The sequence below is a fragment of the Kroppenstedtia sanguinis genome (genome assembly GCF_050433445.1).
Lineage (GTDB): Bacteria > Bacillota > Bacilli > Thermoactinomycetales > DSM-45169 > Kroppenstedtia > Kroppenstedtia sanguinis.
Window position 1 is genome coordinate 36,686 of sequence record NZ_JBNPXF010000017.1, and the last position, 20,380, is coordinate 57,065.

Consider the following 20,380-nt stretch of genomic DNA (forward strand, 5'->3'; position numbering starts at 1 on the left):
CCAAAGTGAATTAGCCCAAGCACACGTCGATATATTATCACCTGAAACTGACATTGTCAACAAGTGGTGAAAGCCTGCTTCCGAAAACCTTCAAGAGCGCAGAATCCGCTTATTCCACTAAAATTTTATCATCCGCGATATCCGGAAATTCGGCAGTTGAGGATTCATGCTCCCCCTCCACCTCCAGATTGCGATAGCGGGCCATTCCCGTTCCCGCCGGAACCAATTTCCCGATGATGACATTCTCCTTGAGACCGAGGAGACGGTCCACCTTACCTTTGATGGCTGCATCTGTCAGGACACGAGTGGTTTCTTGGAAGGAAGCCGCCGACAGGAAGGACTCCGTCTCCAGAGAAGCCTTGGTGATCCCGAGCAGGATCGGCCGTGCCACAGCTGGTTCTTGCTCCGCAAGAAGCACCTTTCGGTTGGCTTCTTCGTAATCGTGAAGGTCGACAACAGCGCCCGGCAAGAGATCGGTGTCTCCCGAATCGGTGATGCGGACTTTGCGCATCATCTGGCGGATCATCACTTCGACGTGTTTGTCGTTGATCTCCACCCCTTGCAAGCGGTACACCTTTTGCACTTCCTGGAGAATGTACTCCTGCACACCGCGAACCCCTTTCACTCGGAGCAATTCCTTGGGATCAACAGAGCCTTCAGTCAGCTCGTCACCAGCTTCCACCTGATCCCCTTCTCTCACCTTCAACCGGGAGCCATAGGGAATTTGGTAGGTCTTGGTCTCCACGGTTCCCTCCACTTCGATCTCCCGGCGTTCCTTCACCTCACGGATCTCTTTCACCGTTCCGAAGATCTCAGTGATAATGGACTGCCCTTTGGGATTTCGAGCTTCAAACAGCTCCTGAATCCGCGGCAGACCCTGGGTGATGTCATCGCCAGCCACACCGCCGGTATGGAAGGTCCGCATCGTCAACTGGGTTCCGGGTTCTCCGATGGACTGAGCTGCGATGATGCCCACCGCTTCCCCGATCTCCACGTGGGTTCCCAGGGCGAGGTTGCGACCGTAGCACATGCGGCAAACCCCGTGTTGAGTGCGGCAACTGAGGACGGAGCGAATCACTACTTCCTCTACGCCAGCCTCTACGATTCGGCTCGCCTTCTCCTCATCGATCAGCTCATTGCGATGAGCCAAAATCTCACCTGTTTCCGGATGACGAACCGTTTGAAAAGCCATGCGACCCACGATCCGGTCATACATCTCCTCGATCACTTCGCCGCCGTCGGCGATCTTGCTGACTAACAGCCCTTTGTCGGTGCCACAGTCGTCTTCCCGGACGATCACATCCTGAGCCACATCTACCAAACGGCGGGTCAGATAGCCAGAGTCTGCGGTCCGCAAAGCCGTGTCCGCCAGACCTTTCCGGGCCCCGTGGGTGGAGATAAAGTACTCCAGCACCGTCAACCCTTCGCGGAAATTGGACTTAATGGGCAACTCGATGATACGGCCTGCCGGGTCCGCCATCAGACCGCGCATTCCGGCCAGCTGGGTCACCTGGGAAACGTTCCCCCGGGCACCGGAGTTGGCCATCATATAGATCGGGTTAAATTTACCCAATTTATTCATCAACACATCGGTGATATCATCCTTAGCTTGGCTCCAGACGGAGATCACCCGCTCATAACGCTCATCTTCGGTGATCAGACCGCGACGGTACTGTTTGAGGACCATTGCTACCTTCTCTTCGGCCTCGTCCAGGATCTTTTGTTTCTCCTCAGGTACCACCACATCAGAGACGGACATGGTGATGCCAGCCTTGGTGGAGAAGGAGTAACCCAGGGATTTCATGTTGTCCATGAGCACCGAGGTTTCCTTGGTACCAAAACGGCGGAAGCTTTCAGCGATCACTGTACCCAGGAACCCTTTTTTGAGCGCCTCTTGCTCCGGCATACTCTTGATTTTCTCAGAGATGTTGACCCCTTTTTCATAAATGAAATACTTCTCCGGTGTCCCGTCCATCAGGTTGGTCTTGGAAGGCTCATTGATATAAGGGAAGCCGGGAGGGAAGATCTCGTTGAAAATCAACTTGCCGACGGTGGTCAACAAAAACGCTTCTTGTTGCTTTTCGGTAAAGCACTCTTTGTTCAGGCTCTTCACCGGCACCGCGATCCGCGTGTGGAGTCCGGCAATTCCTTGGGTGTAAGCGTTGATCGCTTCTCCGGGTCCGGTAAAGACTTTTCCTTCCCCAGGCGCTCCGGCCTTCTCCAAACTCAGGTAGTAACATCCCAACACCATGTCTTGAGAAGGGGTGACCACCGGTTTTCCGTCTTTCGGATTGAGGATGTTCTGCGCCGCCAGCATCAGCAGGCGCGCTTCCGCTTGAGCTTCCGCAGATAACGGCACATGAACCGCCATCTGATCTCCGTCAAAGTCGGCATTGTAGGCGGTACAGACCAGCGGATGCAACCGGATGGCCCGCCCTTCCACCAAGATCGGTTCAAAAGCCTGGATACCCAGCCGGTGCAACGTCGGCGCACGGTTCAAGAGCACTGGGTGTTCCTTGATTACCTCTTCCAACACGTCCCACACTTCGGGATGAATCCGTTCCACTTTCCGCTTGGCACTTTTGATATTGTGAGCCAGACCTTTTGCCACCAGCTCTTTCATCACAAAAGGCTTGAACAGTTCCAGTGCCATCTCCTTGGGCAGACCACACTGATACATCTTCAGATAGGGACCGACGACGATCACGGAACGACCCGAGTAGTCTACCCGTTTTCCCAGCAGGTTTTGACGGAAACGACCTTGTTTCCCCTTCAGCATATGAGAAAGAGACTTGAGCGGACGATTGCCCGGTCCGGTGACCGGACGACCGCGACGTCCGTTATCGATCAGAGAGTCGACGGCCTCCTGCAACATCCGTTTCTCATTTTGCACGATGATATCCGGAGCACCCAAATCCAGAAGGCGCTTCAAGCGGTTGTTCCGGTTGATCACCCGACGGTAGAGATCGTTCAGATCGGAGGTGGCGAAACGCCCCCCGTCCAGTTGTACCATCGGACGCAATTCCGGCGGGATGACGGGCAGGACATCCGACACCATCCAATCCGGTTGGTTACCGGAGGCGCGGAAAGACTCCAACACTTCCAGCCGCTTGATCGCCCGACTGCGGCGCTGCCCTTGTGCCGTGTTCATTTCCTCTTTCAGGGCTTGCACTTCCTTATTGAGGTCGATCTCGGCGAGCAGACGCTTAATCGCTTCTGCTCCCATCATCGCGGTAAAAGCATTTCCGTATTTTTCTCGGTAGTTGCGGTACTCCTTCTCCGACAGGAGCTGTTTCTTCTCCAGTGGGGTGGCACCAGGGTCCACCACCACGTAGGAGGCAAAATAGATCACTTCCTCCAGAGAACGGGGAGACATATCCAGAACCAAGCCCATCCGGCTGGGAATCCCCTTGAAGTACCAGATATGGGACACCGGCGCAGCCAGTTCGATATGTCCCATCCGCTCCCGGCGCACTTTGGACCGTGTCACCTCGACGCCGCAGCGGTCACAGACCACGCCTTTGTAACGCACACGTTTATACTTTCCGCAATGACATTCCCAGTCTTTCGTAGGTCCGAAGATCTTTTCGCAGAAAAGACCTTCCTTCTCCGGCTTCAGGGTCCGGTAGTTGATTGTCTCCGGTTTTTTCACTTCGCCCCGGGACCAGGAGCGGATTTTATTCGGCGAGGCGAGACCGATTTTCATATACTCAAAGTTGTTGACGTCCAACACTGGGCATTCCTCCCTCGGGATCATCCCGTATCAACCTGTCGGCCGGCGGAGATCCTTTGATGGCAAAACGCCTCTTTGATTGAGGCCCGGCAAACCGGTTACGAAGTCGACCGCTTTGCTTGCTCCTGTTCCACAACCAAGCCGTTTCGTTCGTTGGCCGGTTCATCGTCCTCTGCGTAAAATTCTCTGATCTCGATCTCTTCCTGGTTTCTCCCCATCAGTTTGACATCCATGCCAAGGCTCTGCAGTTCCTTGATCAGAACTTTGAAGGAAGCGGGGACCCCAGGTTCAGGGACATTCTCACCCTTGACGATCGATTCATAAGTTTTTACACGTCCGATCTCATCGTCAGATTTGACCGTGAGGATTTCCTGGAGGGTGTAGGCCGCACCATAGGCTTCCAGCGCCCACACCTCCATCTCTCCAAAGCGTTGTCCGCCGAACTGAGCCTTTCCGCCCAGAGGTTGCTGTGTGACCAAAGAGTAAGGTCCGGTGGAACGAGCATGAATCTTGTCGTCCACCATGTGAGCCAGTTTGATCATATACATGACGCCCACAGTCACCCGATTTTCAAAAGCATCACCGGTGCGGCCGTCATGGAGCGTAGTCTTTCCGTCAGGGTCCAGGCCTGCTTCTTCCAGGGCTGAAAAGACCTCCATTTCCGAGGCTCCGTCGAAGACAGGGGTGGCCATATGCAATCCCATCTGCCGTGCTGCCATTCCCAAGTGCACTTCCAGCACTTGCCCGATATTCATCCGGGAAGGAACCCCCAAGGGATTCAGCACCACTTCCACCGGGGTTCCGTCAGGCAGGAAGGGCATATCCTCCTCAGGCAACACCCGAGCGATTACCCCCTTGTTTCCGTGACGGCCAGCCATCTTGTCCCCTTCGGAAATCTTCCGTTTCTGAGCGATATAGACGCGGACCATTTGGTTGACACCTGGAGGAAGTTCGTCCCCGTTTTCCCGTTCAAACACTTTGACGTCGACGACAATGCCGTCTGTTCCGTGAGGGACCCGCAGAGAGGTGTCACGCACCTCCCGCGCCTTCTCCCCAAAGATAGCATGGAGGAGGCGCTCCTCCGCCGTCAGTTCGGTGACCCCTTTGGGCGTCACTTTCCCCACCAGGATATCACCGGCCTTGATTTCGGCACCAATGCGAATAATCCCGCGTTCATCCAGATTTTTCAGGGCATCTTCCCCCACGTTGGGAATATCCCGGGTGATCTCCTCCGGTCCCAGCTTGGTGTCCCTGGCCTCGGATTCGTATTCCTCGATGTGAACCGAGGTATAGACATCTTCTTTGACCAGACGCTCGGACAGAAGGATGGCATCCTCGTAGTTGTACCCTTCCCAGGTCATAAATGCCACCAGGACGTTCCGTCCCAGAGCCATTTCCCCATTGTCGGTGGAAGGACCGTCAGCCAAGGTATCCCCTTTTGCCACTCGTTCACCGGCACGGACGAGCGCCCGTTGGTTAATGCTGGTCCCTTGGTTGGAACGGATAAACTTGCGCAGTTTATATTTATCCAGATCCCCGCGCACCACCTGACCGTCCACTTCTTCCTCATGGCGCACCCAGATCTCATCAGCGGAGACCCGTTCTACCACACCAGGACGTTTAGCCAGGATCATGACACCGGAATCCCGGGCCGCCTTGTATTCCATCCCCGTGCCAATGTACGGAGCTTCTGGTTTGAGAAGAGGAACCGCTTGCCGCTGCATGTTGGATCCCATGAGCGCCCGGTTGGAGTCATCGTTCTCCAAAAAGGGGATACAGGCCGTGGCTACGGATACCACCTGTTTCGGGGAGACATCCATATAGTCGATCCGCTCCGGAGGAAGGGGGAGAACCTCTTCCTTGTACCGTGCCACTACCTGTTCGCTGGCGAAGCGCCCTTCCTCATCCAATTCGGCATTGGCCTGAGCCACATAGTAGTTGTCCTCTTCATCCGCGGTTAAATAAGAGATCTCTTCTGTTACCTTGTGAGTCTCAGGGTCCACTTTCCGATAGGGCGTCTCAATAAAACCGTACTCATTGATCCGGGCAAAGGAGGACAGGGAGTTGATCAATCCGATATTGGGACCTTCCGGCGTCTCGATGGGACACATGCGGCCATAGTGAGAGTGGTGAACGTCCCGGACTTCCATACCGGCCCGCTCCCGGGTCAGTCCCCCAGGTCCGAGGGCGGACAGACGCCGCTTGTGGGTCAATTCCGCCAAAGGATTAACCTGATCCATAAATTGAGACAACTGACTGCTCCCGAAAAACTCCTTGATCGAGGCAATTACCGGTCGGATGTTGATCAACGCTTGAGGGGTAATCGCATTGGCATCCTGAATCGACATCCGCTCCCGAACCACCCGCTCCATCCGGGAGAGGCCGATACGAAACTGGTTTTGCAACAGTTCGCCTACAGAACGGAGGCGTCGATTCCCCAGATGGTCGATGTCATCGGTGCTCCCCACCCCGTGGAGAAGATTGATGAAATAGTTAATGGAGGCGATGATATCCTCTGGCGTGATATTCTTTACACCCTTGTCAATCTGACCGTTGGAGATCACCTCAACCACTTTTCCATCCTCAATGGGAGAGAAAACCTTTAGAGATTGCAGACGGATCAAACCGTCCTCCGGCACCCCGCCACGAACGGAAGTTTCCGTCCATCCGAGTCCCCCCTCTTTTTCCATATGGGGGAGCATGCGCTCCAGCAACCGACGGTCCACCACCTCACCCGCTTCAGCGATAATCTCTCCCGTCTCGGGATCGACCACGGCTTCAGCTAGGCGTTGGTTTAACAGCCGATTCTTGATGTGGAGTTTCTTATTAATCTTGTATCGACCTACATTAGCCAGGTCGTACCGCTTCGGATCAAAGAAACGAGAAAACAACAAGCTTCGGGCATTATCCGCCGTGGGCGGCTCACCCGGGCGCAGTCGCTCGTAGATTTCTATCAAAGCTTTCTCAGTGTTACCTGTGTTGTCCTTGTCCAGCGTGTTTCGGACGTATTCGTCATCACCCAGAAGATCCAGGATTTCGGCATCGCTAGAATAACCGAGCGCACGCAAAAGGACCGTCACCGGAATTTTCCGCGTACGATCGATTCGTACATAGATAATGTCCTTGGCGTCGGTTTCAAACTCTAGCCACGCCCCGCGGTTGGGAATGACGGTGGCGGTAAATGTGGGTTTCCCGTTTTTGTCGACTTTGCTATTATAGTAGACACTGGGCGACCGGACCAACTGGCTGACGATGACTCGTTCTGCACCGTTGATAATAAAGGTGCCCGTGTCCGTCATCAACGGGAAATCCCCCATAAAGACTTCCTGCTCTTTCACTTCGCCAGTCTCTTTGTTAATCAGGCGAACCTTCACCCGCAAAGGGGCGGCATAGGTGGCATCCCGCTCTCTGGATTCATCGACGGAGTACTTCGGTTCTTCCAAAGTGTAATCGATAAACTCCAAAACCAGATTGCCTGTGAAGTCTTCGATGGGTGAAATATCCTCAAACATCTCTTTCAAACCTTCATCCAGAAACCACCGGTAAGACTGTTGCTGGATTTCGATCAGGTTGGGCAGTTCAAGCACTTCGTTGATCCTTGCGTAACTGCGCCGCTTTCGCCGACCGTATTGGACTAATTTACCCGCCAAACAAGCTCCCCCCTCGAATCCAGTCGATTGGTTCACGACCTCATAAAGGTCGCTTCCACACATGGCCATCCACTGTCAACATCCACTCTGACACCTCAGAATGCTCCCAGAGGACTTTTCTGAATCCACTCCAATGACCCCTATATAAACCACCCAATAGTGTCTCTTATTTCCAACCATATGGTCTATTTTCATAGCGTAACCAAAAACTTCCTTGTATATTCACGACAAAAACTCCCTGATGCTGTCGAATGGCTGCATTCCACAAGCAGTGGGATAGCATTACAAAATGATATCACAGGCCAATACCCGCGTCAATGATTTTTATGCATTTGATTTCCAGGCACGAAGGATCCAGTAGCCCTTTTTCTTCTCTACCAGATCCACTTCGGCAAATCGGGTTTCCAGCTCCTTCTTGGCCGAAGCGCCTCCTTGCTGTTTACGGATGACGACCCAGAGACATCCCCCTGGAACCAATTGTTCATAGGCCTCTGCAAACAACCGGTAAACTGTCTTTTTGCCGGTACGAATGGGAGGGTTGGTCAGGATGGAATCGAACCGCCGATCCCTGAGGGCTGACAAACCATCACTCTCCCGGATCTCCACTTGCCGGGAAGTTCCGTTGAGTTCTGCATTTTGCCGTGCCAGCTCCAATGCTCTGCGGTTGAGATCCACCATCGTGACCCGACAGTGCGGTGCAAAGACGGAACAAGCAATCCCCACCGGTCCATAGCCACACCCCAGATCCAAGATCTCCCCCTCTTCAGGTAGCTCGGCAGTATCGATCAAGAGCCGGGATCCATAATCGACCCCTTTCTTTGAAAAAACACCGGCATCCACCAGAAAACGAAAAGTCTTCCCGCGCAAAAGCGCTGTGATTTCCCGTTCATCCCTGGCTACACCGGGTTCCTTGGAAAAATAGTGGTCCGTCATCCTCATTCACCTCGATAATGAAAAACCGCCGGCTAATCGCCGGCGGGTCCGGCATGTCAGGCGGATTACTTCAGCTCCACCGTAGCACCGGCTTCTTCCAGTTTGGACTTAATTTCTTCGGCTTCCTCTTTGGAGGCGCCTTCCTTGACCGGAGCCGGGGCACCGTCCACCATCGCCTTGGCTTCTTTCAGACCCAGACCGGTGATTCCCCGAACCGCTTTGATGACGTTGATCTTGGAGGAGCCGGCGGCAGTCAAGATGACGTCAAATTCAGTTTGCTCTTCAGCAGCTTCCTCAGCTCCGGCAGCGCCAGCCACTGCAACAGGAGCCGCGGCGGTAACACCGAACTCTTCTTCGATCGCTTTTACCAATTCGTTCAATTCGAGCACGCTCATGCCTTTGATGGCTTCAAGAATTTGCTCATTACTCATGATGGTACCTCCCGATAAATGTATTTTTCACGAGATCTCTAAGAAGCAGAGAATCTCCCAAACCCAGCTTAAGCTTCGGCGCTTTTGCTTTCGCCCTCGCCATCTTTGTCGGCCACTGCTTGAACAGCCAGGGCGAAGTTGCGCATCGGCGCCTGCAACACGGACAGAAGCATAGACAGGAGACCTTCCCGGGAGGGCAGTTCAGCCAGCTCGGTGATCTGCTCCAAGCTAACCACTTGTCCTTCCACCACTCCGCCTTTGATCTCCAGCTCTTTATTTTCCTTGGCGAACTTGTGCAGAATCTTGGCAGGTGCCACTACATCCTCATTGGAGAAGGCAATAGCTGTCGGCCCCACCAGTTTGTCATCCAGTTCGGTCAGGTTCGTTTGGGCTGTCGCGCGGCGAGTCATGGTATTTTTCAGTACCTGGTATTCTACACCGGCTTCCCGAAGTTGCTTGCGCAGTTCGGTCATCTGAGAGACACCGAGCCCGCGATAATCCGTCAGGATCGTCGACTTGCTCTGGGTCAACTTATCGGCGATTTCAGCCACAATCTGCTTCTTGTTCTCAATTGCCGTGGACATGGGATCCACCTCCTCAACTAAAGTATCGGCAAAGGAAAAGGCCTTCGCAGACAGACGAAGGCCGGGAACAAACCCATCCTCATAGGACGGATGTATGTTCATACCTCGGCAGGAATTTAAGCACCTGTTCCGGTGCACCGGCTGTCTACGGCAGAATCTGATTCAATTGTGATGGCACAGATTGATGAAGCACATCAGCGGCCGGTGAAACTGGAAGTGTTGACACCGACCCCCGGTCCCATGGTGGAAGAGACAGTAGCGCTCTTCATGTATTGGCCCTTGGCGGCTGACGGCTTGACCTTGATCAAAGTATCGATCAAAACCCGGAAGTTTTCGGCCAATTTGTCGGTACCAAAGGAAACCTTGCCGATCGGAGCATGAACGTTGCCAGCCTTGTCGGCGCGATACTCGATTTTACCTGCTTTCACTTCTTCGACGGCCTTGGCCACCTCAAAAGTGACGGTCCCGGTTTTCGGATTGGGCATCAATCCCCGAGGCCCCAAGATCCGGCCTAGCTTACCCACTTGACCCATCATGTCTGGGGTAGCAATCACCACATCAAAGTCCAGCCAGCCTTGGCTCACTTTTTGGACCAGATCTTCTTCGCCTATAAAATCAGCACCGGCTTGCTCGGCTTCCTTGGCTTTCTCGCCTTTGGCGAAGACCAGCACCCGCTTGGTCTTACCCGTCCCGTGAGGCAACACCACAGCACCGCGCACTTGCTGGTCGGCACGCTTGGTGTCTACACCCAAACGGAAAGCAGCTTCGACAGTTTCGTCAAACTTGGCCGGAGCCACCTCTTTCACCAGCTGGAGGGCCTCCTCCAACTCGTAAGCTTGTTCCCGGTCGATTTTCTTCAATGCATCTTGATACTTCTTGCCATGTTTAGCCACGGTATTTCCTCCCTTCGTGGTCATAACGGATGATCCTCCCACTCGCACCGACAACCCGTGGCGGTCATCGGTGCAGTCACACTCAGTCTTCGACGCGGATTCCCATGCTGCGAGCGGTTCCTTCCACTATCCGCATCGCGGCTTCTACATCGGCAGCATTCAAATCAGGCATTTTCAACTCCGCAATTTCGCGGACCTTATCCCGCTTGATCGTCGCTACACTGCTCTTGTTGGGCTCTCCGGAAGCTTTGTCAATGCCGGCTGCTTTTTTCAACAGAACCGCTGCCGGAGGGGTTTTCGTCACAAAGGTGAACGAACGATCTTCAAACACGGTGATTTCCACCGGAATGATCATCCCCGCCTGATCAGAGGTGCGAGCATTGAACTCCTTACAGAATCCCATGATGTTGACGCCCGCCTGCCCCAGCGCCGGACCTACCGGCGGTGCCGGATTCGCTTTGCCAGCCGGGATCTGCAGCTTGACGATTTTGATGACTTTTTTGGCCACACCATCCAACTCCCTTCCAGAATGTGGTTCCCTCGGGTTAAACCCTCCCACGGTCAGACAAAACCGGGTGCTGTCCGGGATGTGGCACAAGTCCCGAATCAGCCGGAAGCAAACACAATCAACTTATCACAAATTCAGCCAAAAAGAAAGACCGTACACAGGTTCAAATTTTTCCCACCTGGTTGAAATCAAGCTCCACTGGAGTTTCCCGACCGAACATGTTCACCAGTACTTTTAACTTCTGGCGATGGGGATCCACCTCTTCGATCTTGCCGACAAAATCTGCGAAGGGACCCTCCAACACCTTGACGCTTTCCGAAACGGAAAAGGCCACTTTGGGCCGGGCCTCTTCCATCCCCATCTGATTGAGAATGGCGTGAACTTCCTCGGGCATAAGGGGGGTCGGTTTCGCCCCGCCCCCAGGCGAACCGACGAAGCCCGTCACACCGGGGGTGTTGCGCACCACATACCACGAGTCGTCGGTCATCACCATCTCGACCAACACATATCCCGGGAAAACCTTGCGCTGGACTATTTTCTTTTTCCCGTCTTTGTGTTCCACTTCCTCTTCCGTCGGGACGAGAACGCGAAAAATTTTATCTTGCATGTCCATAGAGTGGACACGTTTTTCCAGATTGGTTTTCACCTTGTTCTCGTACCCCGAATAGGTGTGGACCACATACCAGTTCTTCTCCATGAAATCAGGGCATAATGGCCCTGTCCCCCCTTATGACACAAGATTAGCTGATTTGCTCGATCAGTGTAGCAATCCCTAAATCGATCAACAAGATAAACAGCGTAACCAGAACTACCGTCACGATCACGACCAGCGTAAACTTGATCATTTCTTGACGCGTGGGCCAACGAACTTTTTTCAGTTCGGCAACGCCAGTCTTGAAAAAATCGATAATTCCGGTCACGCTCCGTTTGATGCCAGTGCCAAGTCGGCCGAGAAAACCCATGAGCGTCCCCCCCTAAATCTCACATCATTTGGTTTCGCGATGCAGGGTGTGCCCGTTGCAACGGGGGCAATGTTTCCGGAATTCCATGCGATCGGGATGATTCCGTTTATTTTTAGTGGACGAATAGTTACGCTCCTTGCACTCTGTGCATTCCAACGTGATCAAAACACGCATGATCAACCACCTCCTCGAATACAGCGCCCACAAATTTTTACAGACACCATACAAATACCCAAACAACATTATCATACGAAGAATGGCATGTCAATGAATCAGAAGACATGCCCTCCATGACTGACGAGGTTTCCCCGCTTCAAACCATCGGGAATTCTTTTCACTTTTTTTCGCGAGAGAGAAGGAAATTGACACATCATGTCGAAATTAGAGAGCAAGGACCATCATAGTCGGTGATGACAAACGCATTTCGGGTTTCCCCATAGAAATCTTTCCCCTAGGTTATGTCTAATCAATCCTCACCGGGGGCCCTGCATAATCGTCGCCAAACCCTTACCAAAGCATAGCGAGACCAGGGAGTAAAAGCAACTTCAGGGCAGACGAGTGCCTGATGGATGCAGAGGATCTCCCGGTCACAAAAGCTTCTCCTTCTCTTTTACATCGAAACGGAAATGATGCATCGCCCTAGAAACGTTGAGATAACCTACGTTGGAAGACGGTCGGGATGGGGTTGCACATTTCGTCACCCCAGTTGGGATGATCCAAAAATTCCAACCCAACCCTCCTGTGACGACTTTTTCACAACGTTTCTAGGAAGAGACCCCACGTACTTCGATATAACGCTCCAGCTTCCGTTTCACACGTTGGAGGGCATTGTCGATGGATTTGACGTGCCGTTTGAGGTCGACGGCGATCTCCTGATAGGATCGTCCGTCCAAGTACAACATCAACACTTGACGCTCCAAATCGCTCAAAATTTGTGACATTTTGTCCTCGATGTCGTCAAACTCTTCCTGATTGATATAGAGTTCTTCCGGATCCGAAGCCCTTCCCCCTGTCAAAATATCCATCAGGGTGCGGTCGGAATCCTCATCGTAGATGGGCTTGTCCAAGGAAATATAGGAGTTGAGCGGAATGTGTTTTTGACGGGTCGCCGTCTTGATCGCGGTGATGATCTGGCGTGTGATGCACAGCTCGGCAAAAGCTTTGAAGGAGGCCAGCTTGTCCCCGCGGAAATCCCGAATCGCCTTGAACAGTCCAATCATACCTTCTTGCACAATGTCTTCATGGTCTGCTCCAATGAGGAAATAGGAGCGAGCTTTGGCGCGCACGAAATTTTTGTATTTGTTGATTAATTGTTCCAGTGCAGCCCCATCATCCGCTCGGACGTATTCCACCAGCTCTTCGTCGGCCATCAATTCATAGTCCGTCAACGTACATTGGAGATTGACGCTCACTTTCATCCCTCCGACCCGTTGGCTGGAAAACCATGATAGCTATATTATAGCTGAGTTGCAACAAAAACGTCAATTTTTCACCTATTTTTTCCGTCTCCAATTTTCCAGCGTTTTCAATATCTCCTCCCCCAGCCCCTGTCCCAGGGTGTTCTTGGACTCATAGGCCCCCTTGAGTTCGCTGGAAATATTCCCTTTCATCCGCCTGAATTCCTCCAGCAACTCCCGGGAGGAAAGGCGGTAGGCCCCCTGTCCGAACACGATCCGCTGTTCCAGATAATCGGAGGTAGCTACATAAATTCGGCGCCCGCTCTTTCGATGCTGCTTGACCAGGCGTTCGATCATCTGATCCGCCGTCTCGTGTTCTTTGGTGTAATAGATCGTGATTTGTTGTTCCGAATGTCGAGACCCTGCTCCCGGAATCCGATGTGCATCAAAGACGAGGAACACCCGGCGCTCAGAGGTAGCCTGGTATTCCGACAGCAAGGTCGCCAATTGGTGACGGGCTTCTTCCAGAGGGAGCCGGGACCACTCCTCATGGGCCCCGATCACATTGTATCCATCCACGATGAGCCACTCTTCCAAGTCCTTCACAGCTCATTTCTCCCGTCCGCGAAGCACTTCATACATGAGGAGTGCCGCCGCCACGGAAGCGTTGAGGGAAGAGACAGCCCCCTTCATGGGCAGACCCACGGTATAATCGCACTTCTCCTTGAGAAGGCGACTAACTCCCTTTCCTTCATTACCAATGACGAGAGCGACGGGAAGGGAATAATCCACCTCATCATAGCGGGCGGGAGCATCTGCATCACCAGCGATCAGCCAGATTCCCCGTTCCTTCAACTCGTCGGCAGTCCGGTTGAGGTTGGTCACCCGGACCACCGGAATATGCTCAATGGCGCCAGCGGAGGTCTTGGCCACCGTCGGTGTGAGACCTGCAGACCGTCGCTTGGGGATCACCACACCATGAACACCCGAAGCATCCGCGGTGCGAAGGATCGATCCGAGATTATGAGGATCTTCAATCCCATCGAGCAACAGAAAAAAAGGGGATTCCTCCCGCTCCTCCGCCCGCTGGAACAGCTCTTCCAGCTCCGCATAACGCCAGGGTTCCGCCTGAGCCGCCACTCCTTGATGATTGGCACCCGCGGCCACCCGATCCAAAGTCTGGCGAGGCACCTGCTGTACATTGACTCCCTTTCGCCGAGCGTCACCCAGGAGAGGACCGAGCCCGCCCTTTCCCTTGCCAGCCCCTTCCGCCACCAGAAGTTTGCTCATGGGGCGTCCTGCTCTCAGAGCCTCCTTCACTGCCCGGCGGCCGATCACCCATTCATTCTCCATCCTCCAACGCTCCCTCCAGTGATTGGATCACCTGCTCCATCCCTTGTGTCAACCGATCGATATTTCCGGTGAGATACCAATATCCGATCAAAGTTTCCAAACCCGTGCTGTAACGATAATCAAGTGTGTTGGCGTTTTTGGGAATACTCCTGGACTTGGCGTTCCTTCCCCGCTTGACCACCGCTTTTTCTTCTTCAGTCAAGTCGTGCTCCAGTAACCTGACAGCCTCCGCCTGTGCAGCAGCAGACACGAAATGGACTGCCTGCCCGTGGATCTGATTGGGTCGTGTCTCTCCCTGGGCCAACAGGTGATGGCGAATAAATAGTTCATAGACCGCATCCCCCAGGTACGCTAACAGCAAGGGGTGGATCTCTTCCGGTCTTTTTTTCAGTGTTTCAGTCTGTCCTAAAATCGACTCCATCTCATTTCCTCCGCCAGCGGACACCTTGTGGTGTGTCCTCCAAAATAATCCCCTGCTCGGCCAACTGGTCCCGAATGGCATCCGCTCGTTTGAAATCCCGGGCGGCCCGGGCCTGTTGCCGTTCCTGGATCAGGGCTTCAATCTCTCCTGCGAGGGCCACCTCGTCTCCCCCTGTCACCAATCCCAAAATTTCGTCTCCAAATCGATGGATCCAATCTAACACCATCGTAAGGGAACCTGTGGGAACAACAGAGCGGACCACTGTCTCGTTGGCAAATTTAACCGCCTCATGTAATACGCTGATCCCATTGGCTGTATTCAGGTCATCATCCATCGCCACTTCAAACTCTTGGGTCAGAGCTGCAAGACGCTCTTTCACTTCCGGCTCAGCCTCTCCTTCCTGAGCCGCCCCCAATCGATGATGCAGGTTGGTCACCGCTGTGTCGAAGCGTTCCAGATTGCCTTCGATTTGCTGGATCGCCTCATGACTGAAGGAGATAGGATTCCGATAATGGGCCGACAGCAGAAAGTAGCGGAGCGCCCGGGGGGAATATTGTTCCTTCAATTCATGGACACGAACCACGTTGCCCAGGGATTTAGACATCTTTTCGCTGCCCAGGTTGATATATCCATTGTGAAGCCAGTACCGGACAAAAGGCTTCCCCGTCCAGGCTTCGCTCTGAGCGATTTCGTTTTCATGATGGGGAAAGCAGAGATCCATCCCCCCAGCGTGCACATCCAATGTATCCCCGAGATATTTCCTGGACATGGCGGAGCACTCGATATGCCAGCCGGGACGTCCATGACCCCAGGGGCTTTCCCAACTGATTTCACCGGGCTTCGCTTTTTTCCAGAGGGCAAAATCTAGCGGGTTCTCCTTCTTCTCATTCACTTCGATCCGAGCTCCCACATTCAGTTGCTCCATCGACTGCCCGGACAATTTACCATAGTCCGGTTTCCGCTGCGCCCGGTAGTAAACATCCCCCTCCCGCTCATAAGCGTATCCCTTATCGACCAGGACGCGAATCGCCTCCAGCATTTCCGGGATGTGTTCTGTCGCCTTCGGATGGATATCCGCCCGTTGCACCCCTAGAGCATCCATATCCTCGAAATACGCCTGGATATAGTGTTCCGCCAACGCTTGGACCGTCGTGTCCTCCTGCTTGGCCGATTCGATCAACCGATCGTCGACATCGGTGAAGTTTTGCACATAAGTAACATCGTAGCCTTTGTATTGCAAATACCGCCGGACCACATCAAAAAAGACAAACACTCGAGCGTTTCCGATATGAATATAGTTGTAGACGGTCGGCCCACACACATACATGGCGACTTTCCGGTCATTCTGCGGTCGAAAAGGTTCAAGCTTTCTGGTTTGTGTGTTGAACACGCGTAATGTCATCCTGCTGCTGCTCCTCTCGAATGGTTTCCTGTTCCTTTATCAGACGTTTCAATTGATATTTCAGGCAGTCGATGTCGTACTCCATCTCCTGACATGCTTCCGCCACCGGGTCCGGCAGATTGGCATGATCCAGATCACTGGAGGATCCGACACGAACTCCGTCCTGAATCACTACATGGCCGGGAACCCCGACGACGGTGGAGTTGGGGGGCACTTCCTTGAGCACCACAGAGCCTGCACCGATCTTGGAGCTGTGGCCGATCCGCATCGATCCCAAAACTTTGGCACCTGTAGCGATCATGACACCATCTTCAATGGTGGGATGACGCTTGCCCTTTTCCTTACCGGTCCCACCCAAAGTGACCCCTTGATAGATGGTTACGTGATTGCCGATCTCACAGGTTTCGCCGATCACCACACCCATCCCGTGATCAATGAACAATCCCCGGCCGATACGGGCACCCGGATGAATTTCGATGCCCGTCAGGAAGCGGGCAAACTGTGAGAGAATCCGGGCGACCAGAAACCTTTTTCGCTGATAAAACCAGTGCGCAATCCGGTACATCCAGATCGCATGCAAACCGGAGTAAGTCAAAACCACTTCTGCCAAGCTCCGGGCTGCCGGATCTCTCTCAAAAACTGCATCAATATCGGATTTCATGATCGAGCGAACCTCTTTCCACCACCGAAATGGATTCACAGTTCTCCCCTCCTTCAAATTGTGGCTGGTAAAAATTTAGGGTCAACCGTAGTTGATTCGCTATATTTTAGATGGTTCGATCGTACTCATCAGCAGATCGGAGTCCATTCCCAGTCCAAAAAAAATCTCTGCAGCGCAAAGGCTGCAGAGACGGATAGAATCCGCGGTTCCACTCTGCTTAGCCGGACCTTCCATCCGACCCGCTCTTCCCGTTAACGGCGGGCACCGGCCCAACCCTACCACCTTAAAAACAAAGGTTTGAGGCTTCAGGGGGCGGCTCACGGGTGCATTTCCGTCAGTCGGGAAACGGAGTTGTTTCAGCCGAGCAACTCCTCTCTGTCGGATCCCTTCCGCCGTACTCTCCCGATCATCACCTGGTTAGATTACCGATGAAGCAGGCTCTCCTGCCGCTTCCGTATCACTTAAACCCTATTATATACTCCGTCTTCACTGACCACAATAACGACCGTCAGCAGGAAAAAGGTTCAAGCCTGCCGCTGCAAGAAACCCTTCAATCGGGACAGCACCGTCTCTTTTCCTAACAGGGAGATCGTCTCTCTCAGATCCGGTCCATGCACCTCGCCAGTCACGGCAGCCCGCACTGGCATAAACAGCTGTTTCCCCTTGTAGCCGGTCTCCTTTTGAACTGCCTTCATTAGCTGTTTAATGGTATCCGGAGTCAGCTCTTCCTCCGTGGATTCCAGTTGGCCAATCAGTGCTTCTACCACAGTGGGGACTTGTTCTTGGGCCAGGACCTCTTCGGCTTCATCGGAGTAGGCTACTTCCTGCCGGAAAAACATTTCCGTCAGCTCGACCACCTGAGCTACATAGTCTAGCTGTTCCTGGTAAAGTCCCACCAGGCGAGTCACCCATTCCTTCTCTTCACCGACGGGTTGTTCTCCGATCCGTCCGGCCTGGGCCAAGTGGGGAATGGCCAAGTCGGTAATCCGCTCCAGAGAGGATTCTTTGATATAGTGGTTGTTCATCCATTTCAATTTCGCCGTGTCAAACACCGCTGGCGCTTTGGAGACACGCTCCAGTGAGAACAGGTGAATCAGCTCATCCAGGGAGAAAATTTCCTCTTCCGCTTTCTCTCCTTCCGGCGCCCACCCCAGCAGCACCAAGAAATTGATGATCGCTTCGGGAAGGTAGCCCAACTCCCGATACTGATCGATAAACTGAATGATCGATTCATCCCGTTTACTCATCTTCTTCCCTTCGGGATTCAGGATGAGAGAAGCATGAGCAAAGACCGGAGCCTCAAATCCCAAGGCCTCATACAGGAGAATCTGCCGGGGAGTGTTGGAGATGTGCTCTTCCCCCCGAACCACATGAGTAATCTCCATCAAAGCGTCGTCTACTACCACCGCAAAATTGTAGGTAGGACGTCCATCGGGACGTTGAATGATGAAATCGCCGATGCCCTCTGTTTCAAACTGGACCTCTCCCCGCACCTCATCCTGGACGGTAATCACTCGATCTTCCGGCACACGGAAACGGATGGAGGACTTCCGCCCTTCTCGCTCAAAAGCTTGTCGCTCTTCTAGGGTCAGGTGGCGACAGCGACCGCTGTATTTTGGAGCCTTTCCTTCCGCCAACTGCTGTTCGCGCTCCTGCTCCAACTCTTCCTGGGTGCAGTAGCAAGGATAGGCCTGTCCGGCGGCCAGCAGTTTTTGCAGGTGCTCCTGATAGATCTGCAAGCGTTCCATGGAACGGTAAGGCGCATGGGGGCCACCCACATCTACGCTTTCCTCCCAATCGATGCCCAGCCACTTCAACGCTTCCATTTGTTTTTGCTCGGCATCGGCCAGGTTGCGTTCTACATCGGTATCCTCAATTCGGACCACAAAGGATCCACCATTTTTTCGGGCCCACAGATAACTAAAGAGCGCCGTCCGAGCCCCCCCGATGTGCAGATGCCCCGTGGGGCTGGGCGCATAACGCGTGCGAACTTCCTTCATGGTCTCCGTTCACCTCTTGTGCGTGCTGAGATCTGCGTGTTGATTCATCCTGTTTCGGAAGGAGGCCTCACCAGATCCTCCCGCCAGCAATCTAGTGAAAAAGTCGTCACCCCCCCAGGACACCAAGCCCCTCGTATCCAGTGCATTTCCCATTCGTGTCGTGATCGTCTTAGACCTACCAAGTCACAACGCTTTTAGATGGATGGCAAAAACGCTTAGGCAGTGCACGACTCTCTCTCCCTGCTTCCCCGCTTTATCGACAGACTGTCTCAGACTGAACCAAACAGACAACTGCCATCGAAGCGATCCCTTCTTCCCGGCCGGTAAAGCCGAGTTGTTCCGTAGTCGTCGCCTTGACATTAATATGGGATAAGTCCGCTTGCAACAGTTGGGCGACGCGCTCCCGGATCGCCGGAATATGGGGTGCCATCTTTGGTTTCTGGGCAATCACAGTCGCATCCAGATTCCCGAGTACATAGCCTGCATCAACGGCCATTTTCCATACTTCGCGGAGTAATTTTGCACTGTCTGCTCCCTCATACTGGGGATCCGTGTCGGGAAAGTGAGTTCCGATATCTCCTTTTCCCAATGCTCCAAGTATAGCATCGGTGATCGTGTGCAGGAGGACATCGGCATCGGAGTGTCCCACCAGCCCCTTGGAATAAGGAATGTTCACTCCACCCAGGATCAACGGGCGATCCTGCGCAAACTGATGTACATCAAACCCTTGTCCCACTCTGATCATTGCGGTCGACTCCTCATCTTCCAGATCGCCTCCGCCAGAATCATATCTTCTGGCGTGGTCAGCTTAAAATTGCTGTAATCCCCTTTCACCACCCGGACCAGGGTTCCCATCGCCTCCACCAACATGGCATCATCAGTGGCGGCCAAGCCTTTTCTCCTACCTTCCTCATGGGCTTGTACCAACAAGGAACGGCGGAAAACCTGAGGGGTTTGCACCGCCCACAGACGGCTTCGCTCCAGGGTGCCAGTCACATCCAAATCCGGGGTGACTTCTTTGATCGTGTCTTTGACAGGAACCGCCAACACCGCGGCACCCACTCTCTTCGCTTGGACCAACAACTCTGAGATCTGTTCATGGGTTACAAAGGGGCGAACTGCATCATGAACCAGCACCCACTCCGTCTCCAGTTCCTGCAAAGCACGATAGACACTGTCCTGCCGCTCCGGTCCCCCGGCTGTGATTCTTACTTTTTCCCGGGGGAGTCTGTATTCATCCAACAACTGCGAGACTGACGTTTCCTCATCACGATGGACAGCCAGCACCATTCGGCTGATGGCGGGATGATCGAGAAAGACACGAAGCGTCCGGATCAGCACCGGTTCCCCGCACAGATCGAGAAACTGCTTGCTGATCGCGGCCCCCATCCGCTTTCCCTTCCCCGCAGCCGGGATCACTACACCTGCGTTCACCGCATATCTCCTTTCAAA

Annotated in this window: 19 protein-coding genes and 2 other annotated features; all 19 genes read right to left on the reverse strand. The window is 53.6% G+C overall.

All coding sequences use genetic code 11. From position 1 onward, the window contains the following. Positions 1–109: 109 nt before the first annotated feature. The 19 genes from rpoC to ispD all read right to left on the reverse strand — a co-directional run bounded on the left by rpoC (position 110) and on the right by ispD (position 20,362). Entirely contained in the window at positions 110–3,733 is a 3,624-nt protein-coding gene (rpoC, locus tag JOD24_RS11090; protein ID WP_429246908.1) for a DNA-directed RNA polymerase subunit beta', read from the reverse strand. A 98-nt stretch (positions 3,734–3,831) separates the two neighbouring features. After that, the gene (gene rpoB, locus JOD24_RS11095; RefSeq protein WP_429246909.1) at positions 3,832–7,383 is read right to left on the reverse strand and encodes a DNA-directed RNA polymerase subunit beta; all 3,552 of its coding nucleotides are present in this window, start codon (positions 7,381–7,383) and stop codon (positions 3,832–3,834) included. Between the two features lie 324 nt (positions 7,384–7,707). Next, positions 7,708–8,316: a class I SAM-dependent methyltransferase gene (locus JOD24_RS11100; RefSeq protein WP_380166940.1), complete on the reverse strand. Its 609-nt coding sequence runs from the start codon at positions 8,314–8,316 to the stop codon at positions 7,708–7,710. A gap of 65 nt (positions 8,317–8,381) precedes the next feature. After that, complete coding sequence (rplL, locus tag JOD24_RS11105; RefSeq protein ID WP_380166942.1) at positions 8,382–8,747, reverse strand: 50S ribosomal protein L7/L12; 366 nt, start codon at positions 8,745–8,747, stop codon at positions 8,382–8,384. A 68-nt stretch (positions 8,748–8,815) separates the two neighbouring features. Further along, positions 8,816–9,331 (reverse strand): 50S ribosomal protein L10, encoded by a 516-nt coding sequence (rplJ, locus tag JOD24_RS11110; protein ID WP_380166944.1) that lies wholly within the window; start codon positions 9,329–9,331, stop codon positions 8,816–8,818. 24 nt (positions 9,332–9,355) lie between these two features. Then, positions 9,356–9,500: a sequence feature (ribosomal protein L10 leader region), on the reverse strand. A gap of 25 nt (positions 9,501–9,525) precedes the next feature. Further along, positions 9,526–10,224 (reverse strand): 50S ribosomal protein L1, encoded by a 699-nt coding sequence (rplA, locus tag JOD24_RS11115; protein ID WP_429246910.1) that lies wholly within the window; start codon positions 10,222–10,224, stop codon positions 9,526–9,528. Positions 10,225–10,306: 82 nt separating this feature from the next. After that, positions 10,307–10,732 carry a 50S ribosomal protein L11 gene (gene rplK / locus JOD24_RS11120; RefSeq protein ID WP_380166948.1) on the reverse strand — a complete coding sequence of 142 codons (426 nt, stop codon included), beginning with the start codon at positions 10,730–10,732 and terminating at the stop codon, positions 10,307–10,309. 163 nt (positions 10,733–10,895) lie between these two features. Next, entirely contained in the window at positions 10,896–11,429 is a 534-nt protein-coding gene (nusG, locus tag JOD24_RS11125; RefSeq protein ID WP_380166950.1) for a transcription termination/antitermination protein NusG, read from the reverse strand. A 43-nt stretch (positions 11,430–11,472) separates the two neighbouring features. Then, complete coding sequence (secE, locus tag JOD24_RS11130) at positions 11,473–11,694, reverse strand: preprotein translocase subunit SecE (protein WP_380166952.1); 222 nt, start codon at positions 11,692–11,694, stop codon at positions 11,473–11,475. A 24-nt stretch (positions 11,695–11,718) separates the two neighbouring features. Continuing rightward, entirely contained in the window at positions 11,719–11,868 is a 150-nt protein-coding gene (gene rpmG, locus JOD24_RS11135) for a 50S ribosomal protein L33 (RefSeq protein ID WP_380166954.1), read from the reverse strand. A 590-nt stretch (positions 11,869–12,458) separates the two neighbouring features. Beyond that, entirely contained in the window at positions 12,459–13,112 is a 654-nt protein-coding gene (sigH, locus tag JOD24_RS11140; protein WP_380166956.1) for an RNA polymerase sporulation sigma factor SigH, read from the reverse strand. 75 nt (positions 13,113–13,187) lie between these two features. Then, positions 13,188–13,697, reverse strand: a complete 510-nt coding sequence (locus tag JOD24_RS11145; RefSeq protein ID WP_380166958.1) for an NYN domain-containing protein — start codon at positions 13,695–13,697, stop codon at positions 13,188–13,190. A 3-nt stretch (positions 13,698–13,700) separates the two neighbouring features. Then, positions 13,701–14,444, reverse strand: coding sequence for a 23S rRNA (guanosine(2251)-2'-O)-methyltransferase RlmB (gene rlmB, locus JOD24_RS11150; RefSeq protein ID WP_380166960.1), 744 nt, complete (start codon positions 14,442–14,444; stop codon positions 13,701–13,703). Then, positions 14,434–14,865, reverse strand: coding sequence for a Mini-ribonuclease 3 (locus tag JOD24_RS11155; RefSeq protein ID WP_380166962.1), 432 nt, complete (start codon positions 14,863–14,865; stop codon positions 14,434–14,436). Before JOD24_RS11155 ends, rlmB begins: the two co-directional genes overlap by 11 nt. A gap of 1 nt (position 14,866) precedes the next feature. Next, entirely contained in the window at positions 14,867–16,267 is a 1,401-nt protein-coding gene (gene cysS, locus JOD24_RS11160; protein ID WP_429246911.1) for a cysteine--tRNA ligase, read from the reverse strand. Further along, positions 16,227–16,928, reverse strand: coding sequence for a serine O-acetyltransferase (cysE, locus tag JOD24_RS11165; RefSeq protein ID WP_380166984.1), 702 nt, complete (start codon positions 16,926–16,928; stop codon positions 16,227–16,229). The genes cysS and cysE overlap by 41 nt, the downstream gene beginning before the upstream one ends. A gap of 182 nt (positions 16,929–17,110) precedes the next feature. Then, positions 17,111–17,347 (reverse strand) — a binding site (T-box leader). A 105-nt stretch (positions 17,348–17,452) separates the two neighbouring features. Then, entirely contained in the window at positions 17,453–18,928 is a 1,476-nt protein-coding gene (gene gltX, locus JOD24_RS11170; RefSeq protein WP_380166966.1) for a glutamate--tRNA ligase, read from the reverse strand. Between the two features lie 253 nt (positions 18,929–19,181). Further along, positions 19,182–19,673, reverse strand: a complete 492-nt coding sequence (ispF, locus tag JOD24_RS11175) for a 2-C-methyl-D-erythritol 2,4-cyclodiphosphate synthase (RefSeq protein ID WP_429246912.1) — start codon at positions 19,671–19,673, stop codon at positions 19,182–19,184. Continuing rightward, positions 19,670–20,362: a 2-C-methyl-D-erythritol 4-phosphate cytidylyltransferase gene (gene ispD, locus JOD24_RS11180; RefSeq protein ID WP_429246913.1), complete on the reverse strand. Its 693-nt coding sequence runs from the start codon at positions 20,360–20,362 to the stop codon at positions 19,670–19,672. Before ispD ends, ispF begins: the two co-directional genes overlap by 4 nt. Positions 20,363–20,380 lie beyond the last annotated feature (18 nt).